At 64.0% G+C, this 17741-nt stretch carries 17 protein-coding genes and 1 tRNA gene; 11 read left to right on the top strand and 7 right to left on the bottom strand.

Annotated features, from left to right (window positions below; all coding sequences use genetic code 11):
- Positions 1-14: 14 nt before the first annotated feature.
- The 3 genes from J2X44_RS11380 to J2X44_RS11390 form a co-directional block, all read right to left on the bottom strand.
- Positions 15-209, bottom strand: coding sequence for a hypothetical protein (locus J2X44_RS11380; protein WP_310083957.1), 195 nt, complete (start codon positions 207-209; stop codon positions 15-17).
- A 138-nt stretch (positions 210-347) separates the two neighbouring features.
- Positions 348-1913: an AmpG family muropeptide MFS transporter gene (locus tag J2X44_RS11385; protein WP_310083959.1), complete on the bottom strand. Its 1566-nt coding sequence runs from the start codon at positions 1911-1913 to the stop codon at positions 348-350.
- A 103-nt stretch (positions 1914-2016) separates the two neighbouring features.
- Complete coding sequence (locus tag J2X44_RS11390; RefSeq protein ID WP_310083962.1) at positions 2017-2454, bottom strand: response regulator; 438 nt, start codon at positions 2452-2454, stop codon at positions 2017-2019.
- A 154-nt stretch (positions 2455-2608) separates the two neighbouring features.
- On the opposite strand from J2X44_RS11390, the gene J2X44_RS11395 reads away from it, so the two are divergent.
- The 6 genes from J2X44_RS11395 to J2X44_RS11420 all read left to right on the top strand — a co-directional run bounded on the left by J2X44_RS11395 (position 2609) and on the right by J2X44_RS11420 (position 9656).
- On the top strand, positions 2609-3472 hold the full coding sequence (locus J2X44_RS11395) for a pseudouridine synthase (protein ID WP_310083965.1): 864 nt from the start codon (positions 2609-2611) through the stop codon (positions 3470-3472).
- A gap of 5 nt (positions 3473-3477) precedes the next feature.
- On the top strand, positions 3478-4020 hold the full coding sequence (gene rsmD / locus J2X44_RS11400) for a 16S rRNA (guanine(966)-N(2))-methyltransferase RsmD (protein ID WP_310083967.1): 543 nt from the start codon (positions 3478-3480) through the stop codon (positions 4018-4020).
- Positions 4021-4074: 54 nt separating this feature from the next.
- A complete protein-coding gene (locus J2X44_RS11405) occupies positions 4075-6387 on the top strand; it encodes a UvrD-helicase domain-containing protein (RefSeq protein WP_310083969.1) in 2313 nt (770 codons plus the stop codon).
- Between the two features lie 74 nt (positions 6388-6461).
- Positions 6462-7370: a DUF4349 domain-containing protein gene (locus tag J2X44_RS11410; RefSeq protein ID WP_310083972.1), complete on the top strand. Its 909-nt coding sequence runs from the start codon at positions 6462-6464 to the stop codon at positions 7368-7370.
- A 53-nt stretch (positions 7371-7423) separates the two neighbouring features.
- Positions 7424-8473 carry an aspartyl/asparaginyl beta-hydroxylase domain-containing protein gene (locus J2X44_RS11415; protein WP_310083975.1) on the top strand — a complete coding sequence of 350 codons (1050 nt, stop codon included), beginning with the start codon at positions 7424-7426 and terminating at the stop codon, positions 8471-8473.
- A 19-nt stretch (positions 8474-8492) separates the two neighbouring features.
- Entirely contained in the window at positions 8493-9656 is a 1164-nt protein-coding gene (locus tag J2X44_RS11420; protein WP_310083978.1) for an acyl-CoA dehydrogenase family protein, read from the top strand.
- A 28-nt stretch (positions 9657-9684) separates the two neighbouring features.
- Here J2X44_RS11420 and J2X44_RS11425 read toward each other — a convergent pair.
- Positions 9685-9760, bottom strand: a tRNA-Ala gene (locus tag J2X44_RS11425).
- A gap of 96 nt (positions 9761-9856) precedes the next feature.
- Here J2X44_RS11425 and J2X44_RS11430 point away from each other — a divergent pair.
- On the top strand, positions 9857-10873 hold the full coding sequence (locus tag J2X44_RS11430; protein ID WP_310083981.1) for an NADP-dependent oxidoreductase: 1017 nt from the start codon (positions 9857-9859) through the stop codon (positions 10871-10873).
- A 119-nt stretch (positions 10874-10992) separates the two neighbouring features.
- Here J2X44_RS11430 and J2X44_RS11435 read toward each other — a convergent pair whose 3' ends face one another.
- A complete protein-coding gene (locus J2X44_RS11435; protein WP_310083983.1) occupies positions 10993-12405 on the bottom strand; it encodes a DEAD/DEAH box helicase in 1413 nt (470 codons plus the stop codon).
- A 121-nt stretch (positions 12406-12526) separates the two neighbouring features.
- On the bottom strand, positions 12527-13051 hold the full coding sequence (locus tag J2X44_RS11440) for a hypothetical protein (RefSeq protein WP_310083985.1): 525 nt from the start codon (positions 13049-13051) through the stop codon (positions 12527-12529).
- A gap of 189 nt (positions 13052-13240) precedes the next feature.
- Between J2X44_RS11440 and J2X44_RS11445 the strand changes: the two genes are divergently transcribed.
- The 3 genes from J2X44_RS11445 to J2X44_RS11455 all read left to right on the top strand — a co-directional run bounded on the left by J2X44_RS11445 (position 13241) and on the right by J2X44_RS11455 (position 16126).
- A complete protein-coding gene (locus tag J2X44_RS11445; protein WP_310083987.1) occupies positions 13241-14665 on the top strand; it encodes an FAD-binding oxidoreductase in 1425 nt (474 codons plus the stop codon).
- Positions 14666-14777: 112 nt separating this feature from the next.
- Positions 14778-15557 (top strand): SapC family protein, encoded by a 780-nt coding sequence (locus tag J2X44_RS11450; RefSeq protein ID WP_310083990.1) that lies wholly within the window; start codon positions 14778-14780, stop codon positions 15555-15557.
- A 14-nt stretch (positions 15558-15571) separates the two neighbouring features.
- Positions 15572-16126, top strand: coding sequence for a cytochrome b (locus J2X44_RS11455; protein WP_310083992.1), 555 nt, complete (start codon positions 15572-15574; stop codon positions 16124-16126).
- A 20-nt stretch (positions 16127-16146) separates the two neighbouring features.
- Here J2X44_RS11455 and J2X44_RS11460 read toward each other — a convergent pair whose 3' ends face one another.
- The gene (locus J2X44_RS11460) at positions 16147-16413 is read right to left on the bottom strand and encodes a DUF1674 domain-containing protein (protein WP_310083995.1); all 267 of its coding nucleotides are present in this window, start codon (positions 16411-16413) and stop codon (positions 16147-16149) included.
- On the opposite strand from J2X44_RS11460, the gene J2X44_RS11465 reads away from it, so the two are divergent.
- Positions 16412-17713 (top strand): RsmB/NOP family class I SAM-dependent RNA methyltransferase, encoded by a 1302-nt coding sequence (locus J2X44_RS11465; protein WP_310083997.1) that lies wholly within the window; start codon positions 16412-16414, stop codon positions 17711-17713. The genes J2X44_RS11460 and J2X44_RS11465 overlap by 2 nt on opposite strands.
- Positions 17714-17741 lie beyond the last annotated feature (28 nt).

A 17741-nucleotide genomic window follows, 5' to 3' on the forward strand; every position in this document is an offset into this window, starting at 1 on the left:
GGAAGGTCCTCACCCTACCCCAGTTCCGCCAGCATCCGCTTGGCCCAGTCATACATTTCGGCATTGGCCCTCAGCATCGCCGGCGGGGTGCGCTTCTTGCGCATTTCGACTTCGTTCAGCACCGCCCGCGCCGCCGCCTTGTCGCCGTCGGCAATCAGGATCGCCGCCATGCGGCACCGCACTTCATCGCCCGGCACTCGCTCGACCATGCCGCGATACAGCGCCAGCGCATCGCCGCCGCGACCGTCGAGTTCGGCGACCTTGGCGCGCAGCGGGTCGCGCCGGTCCTGCTCGGACTGCGACGTCGTTTTGGGGCAACCGGTCGAGCGCCGCCAGCGCGACGAAGATCAGGAACCAGGCGCCGCCTTCAGCGCATTGCCCTTCCACGCCAGCAACGCGCCGACGCCAAAGGCCGTGATCGCGGCGATCATGACGGTCGTTCCCAAATCCAGCTGCTGCGCCATCAGCACCCCGACCAGCCCGGCAACGATCAGCGCAAAACCGGCAATGCGGACCGCGCCGACCGGTTCACGCAATTTGCCTTCGTCGATACCGATGGTCTGACGAATAGATTGCACGACATAGCCGCGGCGCCACATCATCCACAGCAAGATCATACCGGGTATGGCCGCAACGACTGTCAACCCCCAGAAGCCGGTCCAGCCCAGTTTTTCGGCGGCAAAGCCAGCTGGGCCGGCCATGAATGTACGCCCGACCACTGCAAAGGATGACAACAGCGCAAACTGCGTCGCCGTATAGGCAATATTCGACAGACCCGAGAGATAGACGGCAACGACCGTCAGGCCGATGCCGCTGGTGATATTTTCCGTCACAATGGCTGCAACCAGCATCCAGTAATTATTGCCTGCGATGGAAAGCGCCATGAACATGAGGTTCGAGAACATCATCAACAACACCGAAATCAGCAGCGCTCGGCCCATGCCAAGCCACAGCACGAAGGGCGCGCCCAAAGCCGACCCGATGATGAGCGCCGCAAATCCCCAGATCTTGTTCGCGGTAATATAGTCAAGGTCGGCAAACCCCAGATCGACGATCATCGGGCCGAGCATCGCCTGCCCCATCGCATCGCCGATTTTATAGACCAGAATGAACAGCAGGATCATCAGCGCGCCATTGCGGGTCAAGAATTCGCGAAACGGATTGACCACGGTTTCGGTCAGCCATTGCCCCGGCTTCATCCCCGCGGCTTGACTGAACCGATCAACAAACTTGCCTTCACCAGCCCAGAGCGCGCCGATAATTGCGGGAACGACGCAAAGTGTGGTGAGCGCATATGCGGTAGCCCAACCAAGTCCTAGCCCTTCCTGCGAGGCAAAATAGATCGTCCCGGCACCCGCGATCAAATTCCCGGTGCGATAGCCGAACTGGTTGGTCGCCGTGCCATGCGCAAATTCTTCTTCTTCCAATATCTCGATGCGATAGGCGTCGATGACGATATCCTGCGTCGCAGAGAAAAAAGCGGTGATCACCGCCCAGAACAGAAACGCGCTGTAATCGTCCGGCCGGGGGTCGCTGGCGCCCATTTGCCAAATCGACATGACGAGAAAAAACTGCGCAAAAAATAACCAGCTTCGCCGTTGACCCAGAGCCTTCGTCAAAAAAGGCAGCGGAATCTTGTCGACCAGCGGCGCCCACAAAAATTTGACGGTGTAGGGAATGCCGACCATCACCGCGAAACCGATGGTGGTTGGCGTGAAACCGACCTTTGCCAGCCAGAACGTCATGGTGGCGGCAATCAAGGTGAACGGGAAACCGCTTGAAATGCCCAGCAGGAAAGCGACGGCGGGATTTTTTCGGAGATAGGGGCGGAACGCCGGGATCGCCAGCGCGACGACAACAAGCCCGATCAGGATGCCGGCGAAAATGAGGAAACGGATAAGATCGACGGACATGGCTGCTCCCTGGGGCCGCTAGGCAGCGGCTCTTTTTCCTTGGAACAATGGACCTAAAGCCTCGTGGTCAAATTGGAAGCGGCGATTTATCGGCCCGCCGCGCTCAGGCGGCTTCGGGTCGCCAATAAGTCAACAGCCCGCTCACCTTGCGCGGTTGCTGGTTCTTGCACGTCATCGTTTCGACCGCGCGCAAAGCGCTGACCAACGCCGATGCGCTATGTGGTTTGCCCAGACAAGCGACCGCGATGTCGCCCGCATCTTCGGGGCATTGCCCGGTCACCAGCAGCACCGCGATGCCGCGATCGCGCGCCAACCGGGCGACCTCACGCCCCGTCATATGCCCCGCCAATCCCAGGTCGAGCACCAGCGCGTCGATCTGCTCATCGGCGATGATCGGCACCGCCGCCTCGCCCGAATCGACCGTCGCGACGATGTCGTACCCGCTGTGCTTCAACGTCCGTTCATTGTCGAACGCGACCAGCGGATCATCTTCGATGATCAGCAGCCGCTTGATGCAGGACGGGCGGGACGCGAAGAGCATAGGGTCTCCCTCTAACGGCGCCATGACGCGCCCGGTTCCGTCGTGCAAGATTGCTTCCGCTTGCCATCGACGAAGCGACACTTTTCCGGCTATGAGCGTGGCCACAGGGCAACACTATTGCCCGCATAACGACAAGAAGGCCGTACCCGTTCCCATGACCACCCGCCGACCTCCCCGCACCGCGTCGCGCACAGCGCCCAAGTCCGCTGGCGACCGCGACGCCCCGAAAGGCCGCCGCGCCGCGCGCGGTGTCGCCTCGGCGCTCAAAGCCAAGCCCGCCGACGCCGAACGCGACGAGGATGGCCCCCAGCGGATCGCCAAGTTGCTCGCGCGCGCCGGGGTCGGTTCGCGCCGCGACGTCGAACGAATGGTCGAGGAAGGGCGCATCGCGCTGAACGGCGTCGTCATCGTCCAGCCGGCGCCGCTGCTGACCTCGCTCGAAGGGCTGACGGTCGATGGCAATCCGGTCGCCAAGCCCGTTTCGACGCGGCTTTATCGCTTTCACAAACCCGCGGGCTGCATCACTGCGGCGCGCGACCCCAAGGGGCGTAAGACGATCTATGATGTCTTGCCCAAGGATCTGCCGCGGCTGATGCCGGTCGGCCGCCTCGACTATAACACCGAGGGGCTCCTGCTGCTCACCAACGATGGCGAATTCAAGCGCCAGCTCGAACTGCCCGCCAGCGGCGTCGAGCGTACCTACCGCGCCCGCGCCTTTGGCGACATCAGCCAGGAACAGCTGGAAGAACTCGCGATGGGGATCGAGATCGACGGTGTGCGTTACGGCAAGATCGACGCCAATCTGGAACGCCGCACCGGGCGCAACCAGTGGGTCGAAATGACGCTGACCGAGGGCAAGAACCGCGAAGTCCGCAAGGTGCTCGAACATTTCGGTCTGCAGGTCAGCCGCCTGATCCGCACCCGCTATGGGGCATTCGAGCTCGACGGATTGCCGATGAGCACGATCGACGTCGTCCCGCGCGACGAATTGTTCAAATTCCGCCGGCACATGGGCTGACGACGATGCGAATCATTTCAGGCGAATGGCGCGGCCGCAAACTGGCGGCGCCGAAGGGAGACTCGACGCGTCCCACCGCAGATCGCACCCGCGAGACCCTATTCTCGATGTTGACCAGCCGCCTTGGCAGTTTCGAAGGACTGGTCGTCGCCGATCTGTTCGCGGGATCGGGCGCGCTGGGCATTGAGGCGCTGTCACGCGGCGCAGCGACCTGCCTGTTTGCAGAGCAGGACCGCGACGCCCTCGACGCGCTGCGGGGGAACCTGTCCAGCTTGGGCGCGGCCGCGCGCGCTGACGTCCGCGCCGGGTCGGTACTCGGGCTTGGTCCGGCGCCGCGCGCTTACGACTTGCTGATGCTCGACCCCCCTTATGGCACTGGCGCCGCCAGCGTCGCACTCGACAAATTGAACCGCCTCGGCTGGATCGGCCCTGAAAGCTGGGTGTCGGTCGAAACCGGGCATGGCGAAAGCGTGGATGTCGCGGGCTTGGCCATCGACGCCGATCGCAAGGTCGGCAAGGCGCGGCTGACGTTGCTGCGGCTCGCGTAACAACCTACCGCGCCAAGCTGGACAGCGCCGCCGCTGTTCCCTAATCGTTCGCGCGTGACCCTGCCTCCTGCCTCGCTTCCCGACCTGCCCCCGCCCGATCCATCGGACCCGCCCTATCTGCGCGGACTGAACGGACCACAGCGGCAGGCGGTGCTGACCACTGAAGGCCCAGTGCTGATGCTCGCGGGGGCGGGCACCGGGAAGACCGCGGCACTGACCGCGCGGCTCGGCCATATCATCGCGACGCGACGCGCCTGGCCGTCCGAAATTCTCGCGGTCACCTTCACCAACAAGGCTGCGCGCGAGATGCGCGAACGCATTGGCCGCATGATGGGCGACGCGGTCGAGGGGATGGCGTGGCTCGGCACCTTTCACAGCATCGCGGCCAAGATGCTGCGCCGCCACGCCGAACTGGTCGGCCTGCAAAGCAATTTCACCATCCTCGACACCGACGACCAGCTCCGCGTCCTGAAACAGCTGATTCAGGCCGAGGGGCTGGACGAGAAACGCTGGCCCGCGCGTCAGCTGGCGGGGCTGATCGACCGTTGGAAGAACCGCGGCCTCGTCCCCGCCGACCTCGACGCTGCCGACAAGGAATCCTACGCCGACGGTAAGGGTCAACATTTCTATGCGCTCTATCAGGCGCGGCTGAAGACGCTCAACGCGTGCGATTTCGGCGACCTGTTGCTCCACATGCTGGTGATCCTGAAAAACCACCGCGATGTGCTGGCGCAATATCAGGAACGCTTCAAATATATCCTCGTCGACGAATATCAGGACACCAATGCCAGCCAATATCTGTGGCTGCGATTGTTGGCCCAGCAGCGCAAGAATATCTGCTGCGTCGGTGACGACGACCAGTCGATCTATTCATGGCGCGGCGCCGAAGTTGCGAACATCCTTCGCTTCGAAAAGGATTTCCCCGGCGCAACCGTGATCCGCCTCGAACAGAACTACCGCTCGACCCCGCAGATATTGGCCGCCGCGTCGGCGCTGATCGCGCAGAACAGCGGGCGGCTGGGCAAGACGCTGTGGACCGATCTCGAACCCGGCGACAAGCTGCGCGTCGTCGGGGTGTGGGACGGCCCTGAAGAAGCGCGGCGGATCGGCGAGGAGCTGGAAACGCTCCAGGTTCGCCGGATCAGCCTCGACCGCGCCGCCATCCTCGTCCGCGCCCAGTTTCAGACGCGAGAGTTCGAAGACCGCTTCATCGCGATCGGCATGCCCTACCGCATCGTCGGCGGTTTCCGTTTTTACGAACGCGCCGAAATCCGCGACGCCCTCGCCTATCTGCGCCTCGTCCAATCGCCCGCTGACGACCTGGCGTTCGAGCGGATCATCAACACGCCCAAACGCGGGCTCGGCGACAAGGCGTTGGCGCGGATCCATCAGTTTGCCCGGATCGAGCAGGTGCCCCTGCTGCGCGCCGCGGCGCGCATCACCGAAACCGACGAATTGACCCCGCAGGCGCGGCGGCAGCTGGCCAACTTCGTCGCGTTGATGCGCGGCTGGCAGGAAAAGGCCGGCAATCTTTCGCATCCCGAGCTGACCCAGCTAATCCTCGACGAATCGGGCTATACCGCGATGCTGCAAGCCGATCGCAGCGTTGAGGCCGCCGGGCGGCTCGAAAACCTGTCCGAACTCGTTCGCGCGATGGAGGAATATGATTCGCTCGAAGCCTTCCTCGAGCACGTCAGCCTGGTGATGGACCGCGATCAGAATGACGACACGGAAACCGTCACCATCATGACGATCCATGCCGCCAAGGGGCTGGAATTCGACCATGTCTTCCTCGCCGGGTGGGAGGATGGCGTGTTCCCGTCGCAGCGGTCGATGGATGAAGGCGGCACCGCCAGTCTCGAGGAAGAACGCCGCCTCGCTTATGTTGCAATCACCCGCGCCCGGGTGCGCGCCAGCATCTATCATGCCGCGAACCGCCGCATCTATGGCCAGTGGATGAGCAGCATCCCCAGCCGCTTCATCGCCGAAATCCCGCCCGAGCATGTCGATAGCGAAAACAGCTTCGGCGGCGGCGCGAGCTTGTGGCGCGCCAACTGGTCGGCGCAGGGCGATCCGTTCGCGCATGTCGCAGAACGCCAGCCGTCGCGCATCATGACGCGCGGCCCGGCGTGGCAACGCGCTGCGGCGCAATCGCCGACGATCACCCGTGCCCCTGCCCCCAGCGAAAAAGGCCCGGCGGCATCGGTCGGCGCCAAGGCGCGCGCCGATCTGGCCATCGGGGTGCGCGTGTTCCACGAAAAATTTGGCTATGGCGAAATCGCCGACATCGACGGCAACAAGCTGGAAGTGGCGTTCGAACAGGCCGGCAGCAAGCGGGTTTTGGATAGCTTCGTTCAGCTCGCTTGAGCCTATTGTCAACTAGAACAGTTATGATATGCCATCCCACGCGACCGTCGAGTCGCGTTTTGGGAGAATCTCTAATGAAAATGAAGCTCTTAGCGGGCGTGATGGCGCTCGCCCTGGTCGGCTGTTCGGAACAATCGTCCGAACATGCCGAAGCATCGGGTGCCGCCAACACCGAAGTCCCGGCGGCTGCCGAAGAAAGCGCCGACGCCGCTGCAGCCCCCCGTATCAGCATCGAAGCCGCCCCCGGCGTCGCCTTTGACTATGCCTATAGCTTCCGACTCGCCGACGAACAGATCGCCCGAGTGCAGGAAGAACATGCCGCCGCCTGCGAAACGCTGGGCATCCAGCGCTGCCGTATCGTCGATGTCCGCTACCAGCTCAGTGACGAAAAGCTCGTCGAGGCGCAAACCCAGTTCAAACTCGACCCCGGCATTGCGCGTAAATTCGGCGCCAACGCGATCGCCAGCGTCGAAAGGGCCGAGGGCGTGCTCGCCGACGCCAGCGTTGCAGGGGAGGATGTCGGCACCGAAATCCTCGCCTCGCAGCAACGCAGCGCCGGGTCGGAGGCCGAGATCGCCCGGCTCGAAGGCCGTCTGAAATCGGGCGGGCTCGACAAGCGCGAGCGCGCCGAGCTGCTCGCGCAGATCAGCCAGCTGCGCGGGCAGCTTGGTGACGAACGCCAGAGCCGCCGCACCGGCGAAGCGCGGATCGCGTGGACCAGCGTCGCGTTCAACTATGTCAGCGACGGCGGTCTGCCCGGCATCGGTCACGAAAACCCCTTTGCCAACGCTGGCGAGGCGCTGGTGCGCAGCGGCAGCACCGCGCTGACCTTTGTCCTGACGCTGGGCGCGGCAATACTGCCGTGGGGCATCCTGCTCGCGCTGCTCGCCGCCGCCTGGCGAAGCCGGTTCGTCAGCGCGGTTCGCGCGCAATTGCGAAGCAAGCCGTCGGCGACCGATCCAGCGGCCCCGCCCGCGGGCTGACGCACGACCGGGCGTCGCTTGCAAAGGTCCGTCGCTACGTTATGGCAATGGCCATGACGGGGCAGGCAACATGGCTGGACCAGGCACGCGACGCCCATCGCCGCGGCGATGTCGCGGCGGAAACCGCGGCGCTCGACGGCGCGATCCGCGCCGATCGCGGCAACATCGCCGCCATGCTCGCCATGGCTGAACTCAAGCGCAGCCTGGCCGACGACCGCGCCGCCGGGAGCTTCTACCGCCTCGCGCTCGGCACCGCCGCCCAGGCGAAAAGCATCCCCGCCGCCCTTCATCCCGGGCTGCAACGCGCCGAACAATTTCTGGCTGCGGCAGATCGCGCCTATACCGATCACCTGCTCGGCCAACTGCGCGGCGCGGGCATCGATGCCGTTGGCGCGGCGCCGCGTGTTGCTACGGCGCTGCGAATGCTGGCCGGCGACCAGCCCCTCTATCTGCAACAGCCCAGCATGTTCTATTTCCCCGGCCTGGCCCAGCGCCCGTTTTTCGACCGCGCCGATTTCGCTTGGGTCGATGCCATCGAGGCCGCGACCGACGCCATCCGCGCCGAATTGCTGGCGTTGATCGATAATGCCGCCGATCGTTTCGGTCCCTATGTCACGGCCAGCGCCGATCGCCCGCCGCCCAATAATCCGCTGCTCGATAAACCCGATTGGGGCGCCGCCTGGCTTTGGAAAGACGGCGTGATCGCCGATGGCATGGCCATGCTGTGCCCCGCCGCACTCGCCGCGCTGTCGCTTGCCCCGCAACCGGTGATCCCCGGTCGCGCGCCGCTCGCGCTGTTTTCGCGGCTGACCCCCGGCACCCATATCCAGCCGCATCACGGTATGCTCAATACGCGGCTGATCTGTCATCTGCCGCTGGTTGTGCCCGACGGGTGCGGGCTGCGCGTCGGTGCCGAAACGCGCCATTGGGCCGAAGGCGAGCTGCTGATCTTTGACGACAGTTTTGAACATGAAGCGTGGAACCGCGGCACCAGCGACCGTACCGTCCTGCTGTTCGAAATATGGCGGCCCGATATCGACGCCGATGAGCGCGAGCAGCTGACGCGCATTTTTTCCGCCATCGACAGCTATTCGGAACAATAGACCAAGGGACAGGACGACGATGATCAACCCCGGAATGGACGCCGACATCTACGACGCCTTCATGGAACAGCTGCAACGCTATGTCCGCGAACGGCTGATCCCCGCCGAGGACCAGCTCGAAGAACTAGGCCATGTCCCCGACGACATTCTGGCCGAAATGCGCGACATGGGACTGTTTGGGGTTACGATGCCAGAGGAATATGGCGGCGCCGGGATGAACGTCAGCCAATATGTCGGCTTCATCCGCGAGATCGCCTACGCCTCGCCGGCCTATCGCTCGATCGTATCGATCAACATCGGCATGGTGTGCAAATCGCTCCTCGGGTTCGGCACCGCGCAGCAGAAAGAGCATTGGCTGCCCAAGCTGGCGATGGGCAGTATCGCCGCCTTTGGCCTGACCGAACCCGACAGCGGATCGGACAGCGCCGCGATGAAGACCCGTGCGGTCCGCGACGGCAATGGCTATGTGCTGAACGGCACCAAACGCTATATCACCAACGCCCCGTTCGCCGACGTGATCCTCGTCATGGCGCGCACCAATGCAGAAGCGCTGCCCAAAAACGCCCATGTCAGCGCATTCATGGTGCCGCGCGACGCCCCCGGGGTGTCGATCGGCAAACCCGACGGCAAGATGGGACAGGCCGGATCGCAAATCGCCGACGTCATCCTCGAGGATGTTCATGTCGACGGCGACGCCCTGCTCGGCGGTGAAGAAGGCATCGGCTTTCGCGCTGCGATGCAAAGCCTCGACAACGGCCGCCTGTCGGTCGCCGCCGCCAGCGTCGGCTATGCCAAGCGGATGCTCGATGCGGGCCTGAAATATGCGATGGAACGCAAAGCTTTTGGCGAACCAATTGCCAATTTCCAGCTGATTCAGGCGATGCTGGCCGACAGCAAAGCCGAAATCTATGCCGCCGAATGTATGCTCGCGGACGCCTGCGCCCGCGCCGATCGCGGCGAGAAAATCCTGGTCGAGGCGGCCGCCACCAAGATGTTTGCTAGCGAAATGTGCGGACGCGTCGCCGACCGGGTGGTGCAAATCCACGGCGGCGCCGGGTATCTGAAAGAATATCTGGCCGAACGCTTCTATCGCGACTGCCGCATTTACCGGATTTATGAAGGAACGACCCAGATCCAGCAGCTAGTCATCGCCAAAAACATGATCCGCGACTACGCGGAGTAAGTCCATATGATCGCGGGAGAAAGGTCGCTGGTGGAGCCGAGGGGAATCGAACCCCTGACCTCTGCAGTGCGATTGCAGCGCTCTCCCATCTGAGCTACGGCCCCGCGACCGCGGGGTGATAAACGCACCGCATGGCAGTGGCAACGGCTTTTCTGATCTACGCTGTCACCGCCACGCGAAATCAGGGAATGGGGGTTCCGATGAGCAAAGCCTGGCATTTGACCAGCCGTCCGCAAGGATTGCCGACGGCCGACAATTTCGCGCTCCGCGACTTACCCGACATGCCACTCGAGGCCGACCAGTTGCAGGTCCGCAACCTGTGGCTGTCGGTCGATCCCTATATGCGCGGGCGAATGAACGACGCCAAAAGCTATGCCGCGAGTTTTCAGATCGACCAGCCGATGACTGGCGGCGCAATCGGCGAAGTGGTGGAAAGCCGGATGGACGGCTTCGCCCCCGGCGACCTGATCCTGCACATGGGCGGCTGGCGCGACGGCGGCGTCATCGGCCTCGACATGATGCCCAACAAGCTGCCTGCCGAAGCACTGGCCGCGGGCCTGACCCCGCAAACCTTCCTGCACAATATGGGCTTGACCGGCGGCACCGCGTGGATTGGCCTGCTGCGCGTCGCCGCGGCCAAGCCCGGCGACACGATATTCGTCTCGGCGGCGGCAGGCGCGGTGGGATCGGCGGTCGTCCAGATCGCCAAGGCGCGCGAGATGACCGTCATCGGATCGGCGGGCGGCGCCGAGAAATGCGCCTGGGTCAAGGATCTGGGCGCCGATGCGGTGGTCGATTACAAGGCGGGACCGGTATTGGCGGGACTGGCGCAAGCACTCGATCAACTGGGCAAGCCCGGCATCGACGTCTATTTCGACAATGTCGGCGGCGAGCATCTCGACGCTGCCTTTGCCACCGCAAATGATTTCGCGCGCTTTGCGATCTGCGGCATGATCGACGTCTATAACGACGGCAAAGCGCAGGACATGAAATATCTGATCCGCACGATCCCGGCGCGCATCCGGATGGAAGGCTTTATCTACACCGACCAGTTCTTCGACTGCATGGAAGAATTTTATGCCGACATGGGCGGCTTGATCGCCAGCGGCGCGGTGACGATGCGCGAAACCGTGCACGACGGGCTGTCATCGGCGCCCGACGCCTTCCTGGGGCTATTTGCGGGCGCCAATATGGGGAAGATGCTCGTTCGGGTATAGGCCTGCGACCGCTAACGACCGAAACTTTCCGTCGCCCCTGCGAAGGTGGGGATGTCCGCTACCCACCCCAAAACCGACGCCGACTTCCGGGTTCGTCACCTCAAATGGTCAGAAGATACTCAGTTCCCAAAGCCGACCGACAGGAAGCCGGGGGTCGGGCCGTTCCAGCCGTCGTCGGGGCCGTCCAGATCATCGCGGCGCTGAGCGGGCGCCGGTTTGCGATCGCCACGGGGCTTGGTCGCCGATGTCGAGGCGGCTTTACGCTCCTCGGTCGAGCGCGTCGGCTCAGCCGCTTTCTCGGCTTTCTCGGCTTTCGCCGCGCCCCTGCCGCGTCCGCCACGCTCTGACCGTGCGCGCCGGGGCGCCGCCTCGGCTTCGGCATCGCGCGGCGCCGACGGCGCGGCCTCTGCAGCCGGAGTTTCACCGCCATGGACGGGAATTTTATAACCCGTCAGCTTTTGGATATTGTCGATCGCCTCGTCGTCGGACGGGCTGACCAGCGTGAAGGCCCGCCCCTTCGCCCCGGCTCGACCAGTCCGACCGATGCGGTGGACATAATCGTCGGGATGCCAAGGAGCATCGAAGTTGAAGACATGGCTGACGCCTTTTACGTCAAGCCCGCGGGCCGCGACATCGGACGCAACCAGGATGTTGATCGTGCCAGCCTTGAACCGGTCGAGTTCGGCGGTGCGGCTCGACTGGTCCATATCGCCCTGGATTTCGCCCGCGCTGTAACCCGAACGCTGCAGCGCCTTGGCCAGTTCACGCACCGTTGTCTTGCGATTGCAAAAGACGATCGCGGTGTGAACCTTTTCGGATTCGATCAGCCCCCGCAGGGTGTCGCGCTTGCCGCGTTCCGACGTCTTGACCAGAAATTGCTCGATATTCTCGTTACGGCTTGCCGGACGCGCGACTTCGACCGTCTTCGGGTTCGACAGGAATTTGTCGGCCAGCCGTTTGATCGGCGCCGGCATCGTCGCTGAAAACAGCAGGGTCTGGCGATTCGCAGGCAGTTTGGTGCAGATATTCTCGATGTCGGGGATGAAGCCCATGTCGAGCATCCGGTCGGCTTCGTCGATCACCAGCAGGTTGCAACCGGTCAGCAAAATCTTGCCGCGTTCGAACAGGTCCATCAGGCGGCCGGGGGTCGCGATCAGCACGTCGACGCCCTTTTCCAGCGCCTTGACCTGATCGCCCATCTGCACGCCGCCGATCAGCAGCGCCATCGACAGCTTGTGATACTTGCCATATTTCTCAAAATTCTCAGCAACCTGCGCGGCCAGCTCACGCGTCGGTGCGAGGATCAGCGAGCGCGGCATGCGCGCGCGGGCGCGGCCATGGGCCAGGATGTCGATCATCGGCAGCACGAACGACGCGGTCTTGCCGGTCCCCGTCTGGGCGATGCCGATAATGTCGCGCATCATCAGGACCGACGGGATGACGCCGGCCTGAATCGGGGTCGCTTCGTCATAGCCCGACTCGTCGATGGCGCGCAAAAGTTCGTCGGAGAGGCCGATGTCGGCAAATTTCATAAGATCATCATGTCCGGAAATAGAGGTGACGCTCAGCCTTCCACGCAGGCGGCGCTGCGCGGGCCTTGGGCAAATAGCGATGAAAAGTCAAGAAATGGCGACGAAAAGCGCGACCGAAGGCCTAATCGTCGTCGCGAACCGGAATCATCAGGCGAAACTTGTCGATCTCGCACTTGGCGCCGGTGCGGGCGTGGATTTCGTCGCGGTCCTCGCAAAGCTGTCCATCTTTGCTGCCCTGCATGTAAAAGCCGGCGTAAAAGTCCAGCGCCCGGCACCCGCGATTGAGCTGAGCACGCAGCCGCTGTTTCTGCCGCGTAAGGATGTCGATACTGTCGCGCTGGACCGCCTGCATCCCCATGATATTACGCATTGCGACGCATTTTGGCGCCTTTTTCTCTTTCCAGACGATCGGAATTTCGGTGGCCCGCCGCGACGGCGATGGACCAGCGGCAAAATTGTTGAGCTGCGATCGCTGGGCGGGAACGCGGATGATCAGTTGCTGTTCGATCACCACCTGCCAGAACGACGTAATCTGTTCGGGGGTCGGCGCGGTGATCGCGACCAGCGGCTCGGGCGCCGCAACCGGCGGCACCGCGTCGGCAACGGGCGCCGCTGCGGCAAACCACAGGACCGCTGCGGTCAGCACAACAGCGCTGCCGCTCCTTCGGCGTCCTGACGATAATTGCTGCCCACCCGTCGCTCCTGTGTCCAAACGCGCTGGACGAAATCATGCTATTCATCCAACGCTCGCTTTAACAGCCATGATTGAACATCAAATGAACTATAATTGCGTCCGCGTCGCCGCCCAGCCTCAACAATTCCGGAGTCAGGCGGCATGACATCCGCGCCATCGCCTGCGTTGCTCGATGCGTTGGCCCAATTGCTGGGGCCAAAGGGTTATACCGCCGACACCGACGTGATGGCACCATGGCTGACCGACTGGCGCGGCAAATACACGGGATACAGCGCAGCGATGCTGTCGCCTGCCTCGACCGCCGAGGTCGCAGCGGTCATTCGCCTCTGCGCTGACGAACAGGTGGCGCTGGTCCCGCAGGGCGGCAACAGCGGCATGGTGGGCGGCGCGACGCCCGACACGAGCGGCGACCAACTGCTGCTCAGCCTGCGCCGCATGAACCGGGTGCGCAGTGTCGATACCACGGCGCGGATTGCGGTGGCCGAGGCGGGGGTAATCCTCGAAACCCTCCATCTCGAAGCGCTGGCGCACGGCCTGCGTTTCCCGCTGACCCTCGGCGGCAAGGGATCGGCGACGATCGGCGGCTTGGTATCGACCAACGCCGGCGGCACCCAGGTACTACGCCACGGCACCATGCGCGCGCTGGTCGCCGGGATCGAAGCAGTGCTCCCCGACGGCAGCATCTTCGACGGCCTCGCACCGCTCAAGAAAGACAATCGCGGCTACGACCTGCGCCACCTGCTGTGCGGGGCCGAAGGGACATTGGGCATCGTCACCGCCGCCAGCCTGCATCTGGTCCCCGTCGCGACGGCGCGGCGCACCGCATGGATCGCGATCGATTCGCCGGACAACGCCTTGCTCCTGCTTCGCCGCCTCGACGCCAGCATCGGGCGCGAACTGGAAGGGTTCGAGATCATCCCGCACGCTTGCCTTGCGGCGGTGCTACGGCATATCCCCCAAACCCGCGCCCCGATCGCGGCGGCTTATCCCTGGTATGTGCTGGCTGAAATGGCAGGCGAGGACGAGGCATTGCTGGGTCCAGCCTTGGAGCGAGAATTGGCCGCGGCGCTCGACGCCGGATTGATCCGCGATGTCGTGATCGCCAAGAATGATCGCGAGAGCGAGGATTTCTGGCGTCTGCGCGACTCCATTTCAGAAGCCGAGCGCGCCGAGGGACCCGCGTTGCAGCATGACGTCAGCGTCCCCGTCGATCTGATGCCCACCTTCATCGCCAACAATCCGGACCGGCTGGCACAGGCCTTTCCCGGCGTGCGCGCATTGTCATTCGGGCATCTGGGCGACGGCAATGTCCACCACCACGTCCAGCCGCCCGTCGGCGCCGACGGAGCGGCGTGGCTCGCCCAATATGGCGCCGCGGTCAGTCGGTTGGTCTATTCGCATGTCATTGACCTTGGCGGATCAATATCCGCCGAACATGGCATCGGCCAGATGAAACGCGACATCCTGGCCGAACTCGACAGCCCGGCGCGGCTGGCGGCGCTGCGCGGGATCAAGGCCGGGCTCGATCCGGCGGGCATCTTCAACCCCGGCAAGCTGATCGACTGACGCTTTGGCCTTTCCGCACCATCGCCCCCTTGCGCGGCGGGTCGCGGGTCAATAAGGCGCGCTGTTATCTTTTTCGTCCCGGCTGGTCGGGGCGACCTACCGGAGTTTTATCATGGCCACTGCGCCCGCCCCTGCCAACCTGCCGCTGTTCTATAAGGACCTCGTGCCGCTTTCGAGCGTCGATCACGCCGATTTCCACGCGCGGCCGCTGGACAACGCCGATTTCCTGATCAACCAGCATGCGATCCCGCTGACGTCGGACGAGTTCGTGTCGGCGTGCCGCTTTTTCCCGATCGTGTTTTCGGCCGGCGACAATCCGGTGCCGCTTGCGCTGATGGGCCTGAACGAAGGCGTGAACACCTTCGTCGATGACAATGGCAAACTGGTCAATCCGGTCTATGTTCCCGCCTACATCCGCCGTTATCCGTTTCTGCTCGCCAAGCTCCAGCCGAATTCCGACGAACTGTCGCTGTGTTTCGACCCGACGTCGAGCGCGATCGGCAAGTTCGACGAAGGTGATGCGCTGTTCGACAATGGCCAGCCCACGGCGCCGGTTCAGGCGGTCCTCGAATTCTGCAAAAATTTCGAAGAAGCCGGTCAGCGCACCGGGATGTTGGTTGACGAGTTGAAAAAGGCCGACCTGCTCATGGACGGCGAAGTCAGCATCCAGCAGGAAGGCAGCGACAAGCCCTATATCTATCGCGGCTTCCAGATGGTGGACGAGAACAAGCTGCGCGAGCTGCGCGGCGATGTGCTGCGCAAGCTGATGCAGAACGGCATCCTCGGCCTGATCTTTGCCCACCTCTTCTCGCTGCAATTGATGCGCGAAGTCTTTGCCGAACAGGTCAAAGCTGGCAAGGTGCCCGAAATCCAGGAAGTTCCCGCGATCTGAGGAGCATGAAACCGATGGCCACCTTGGCAGACCCCGCCGACACAGTCGGCCCGCGTTATACCAAGGTGGCCATCTGGCTTCACTGGCTGATCGGCTTGGCGGTCATCGCCAATATCGGCCTCGCCATGCTGACCGAGGACATGCCGCGCGAAACCCATCGGGCTGCGATGGATATTCACAAGGCGCTCGGTATCACGATCCTGGCGTTGACGATCGTCCGGATCCTGTGGCGAGTGGGTCACAAGCCGCCGCCGTTGCCCGCGGCGACGCCCGCGTGGCAGCGCCCGCTCAGCAAGATCGTGCATTTCCTCTTCTACGCGCTGCTGATCTTGCTGCCGCTGTCGGGGTGGGTATGGATGTCGGCGGCGGGGCGGCCCATCGACTTTTTCGGGCTGGCGACAATCCCGACGATCGCCCAGCCAGACGAGGGTCTGGCCGATGCGATGCACGACCGGCACGAGATGCTTGGCCTGGCCATGCTGGCGCTTGCCGCAATCCATATTCTTGCCGCACTGAAGCATCAATTTATCGACCGGACCGGGCTGATCGGGCGGATGAATCCTTTTTGACGCGATCGCCGATCGCAGCGTCAAAAATCGACCGCGATGCCCTTCAGCTCCCAGTCGCCGTAGCGCACTGGATTTCGCCCCCCGGGTTGTTCCTCGGCCTTTTCCTCGCGGATCGGCGCTGGCGGTGGTACCGGACTGGTGGTCCAGTCGGCAGGCGCCTTCACATGCGCCGGACGCTTCACCGCTCGTGGCGTTCCGCCAATCGTTTCCGTTTCACTGCGCTCGGTCATGGTGCAGCCACTATAGGATTTTTCATGCCTCACGCCAACCGCGTCGAACATCATCATGGTTGATCGCCCCCGGCGCCCCAAACAGCGCGCGCAGAACGAACCCGACCCGCCCGGCACTGCGCCGCGCCGCGCCGCGTTGCGGCTGGTCGATGCGGTCCTGCGTCGCGGTGACCCGCTCGATGTGGCGATGCACGCCGCCGCCCAGGGGCTGACCGGTCCTGACCGCGCCTTTGCCGTCGCCATCGCGTCCGAGACCCTGCGCTGGATGGTCGACATCGACGCGCTGATCGATAGTGCGACGGCGCAGATTCTGCCCGACGACGTCAAATCGCGGGCTGTCTTGCGGATCGCGCTGGCGCAGTTGCTCGTCCTCAAAAGCCCCGCGCACGCCGTGGTCGCGACCGCGTTGCCGCTCGTCGCCGGCGGCCCGCGGAGGCTGGTTCACGCGATCCTGTCGCGCGCGCAGCAGGACGAATGGCGGCTGCCCGAGCGCGCCACCCTGCCCCTGCCCACCGCCGAACGATGGGCTGAGCAATGGGGTCTGCCGACGGTCGAAGCTGCGGAAGCCGCGTGGAGCGCGCCGCCGCCGATCGACCTCAGCTTCGCCGCCGAACCGGGTGCAGAGGAATGGCCCGAAGCCATCGCGCTTGCACCGCGCCATCGGCGCCTGCCGCGCGGGCAAGCGGTTGAAGCAATGCCGGGCTATAACGAAGGCGGCTGGTGGATCCAGGATCTTGCCGCAAGTCTGCCAGCGCGGTTGCTTGGACCCGGCGAAGGCCGTTCGGCGCTTGATCTTTGCGCGGCGCCCGGCGGCAAGACGATGCAGTTGGCGGCCGCCGGCTGGCAGGTCGTCGCGGTCGATTCCAGCGCCAAGCGTCTCGAACGGCTTGGCGCCAATATGGCGCGCACCAGCTTGGCAGCCGACATTGTGCAGGCCGACATCCGGTCATGGACACCCGCCGCGCCCGCCGACGCCGTGCTGCTCGATGCCCCATGCTCGGCGACCGGCATCTTCCGGCGGCACCCCGACGTGCTGCACCGCATTGAGTCGCGCCAGATCGACGACATGGCGGTGCTGCAACGTGAACTGCTGACCCGCGCCGCGCGCTGGGTGAAGCCCGGCGGCACGCTGATCTACGCCACCTGTTCGCTGGAGCGCTCCGAAGGCGAGGATCAAATTGCGGCGTTCCTGAACCAGCACGCCGCGTGGACAGTCGATCCTGTGCGCGGGGACGAACTGCCCGCGGCGATCGCGCCTGACAGCGATGGTTTCGTCCGCACGCTGCCGGGCGTGCTGCGCGACGCTGGCGGCCTCGACGGCTTTTTCATCGCACGGCTGCGGGCGCCGACGGGCTAAGCCCCGCCAGCGCCTGCACCCTCTGCCC

Origin of the sequence: Sphingopyxis sp. BE259 (genome assembly GCF_031457495.1) — a bacterium.
Taxonomy (GTDB): Bacteria; Pseudomonadota; Alphaproteobacteria; order Sphingomonadales; family Sphingomonadaceae; genus Sphingopyxis.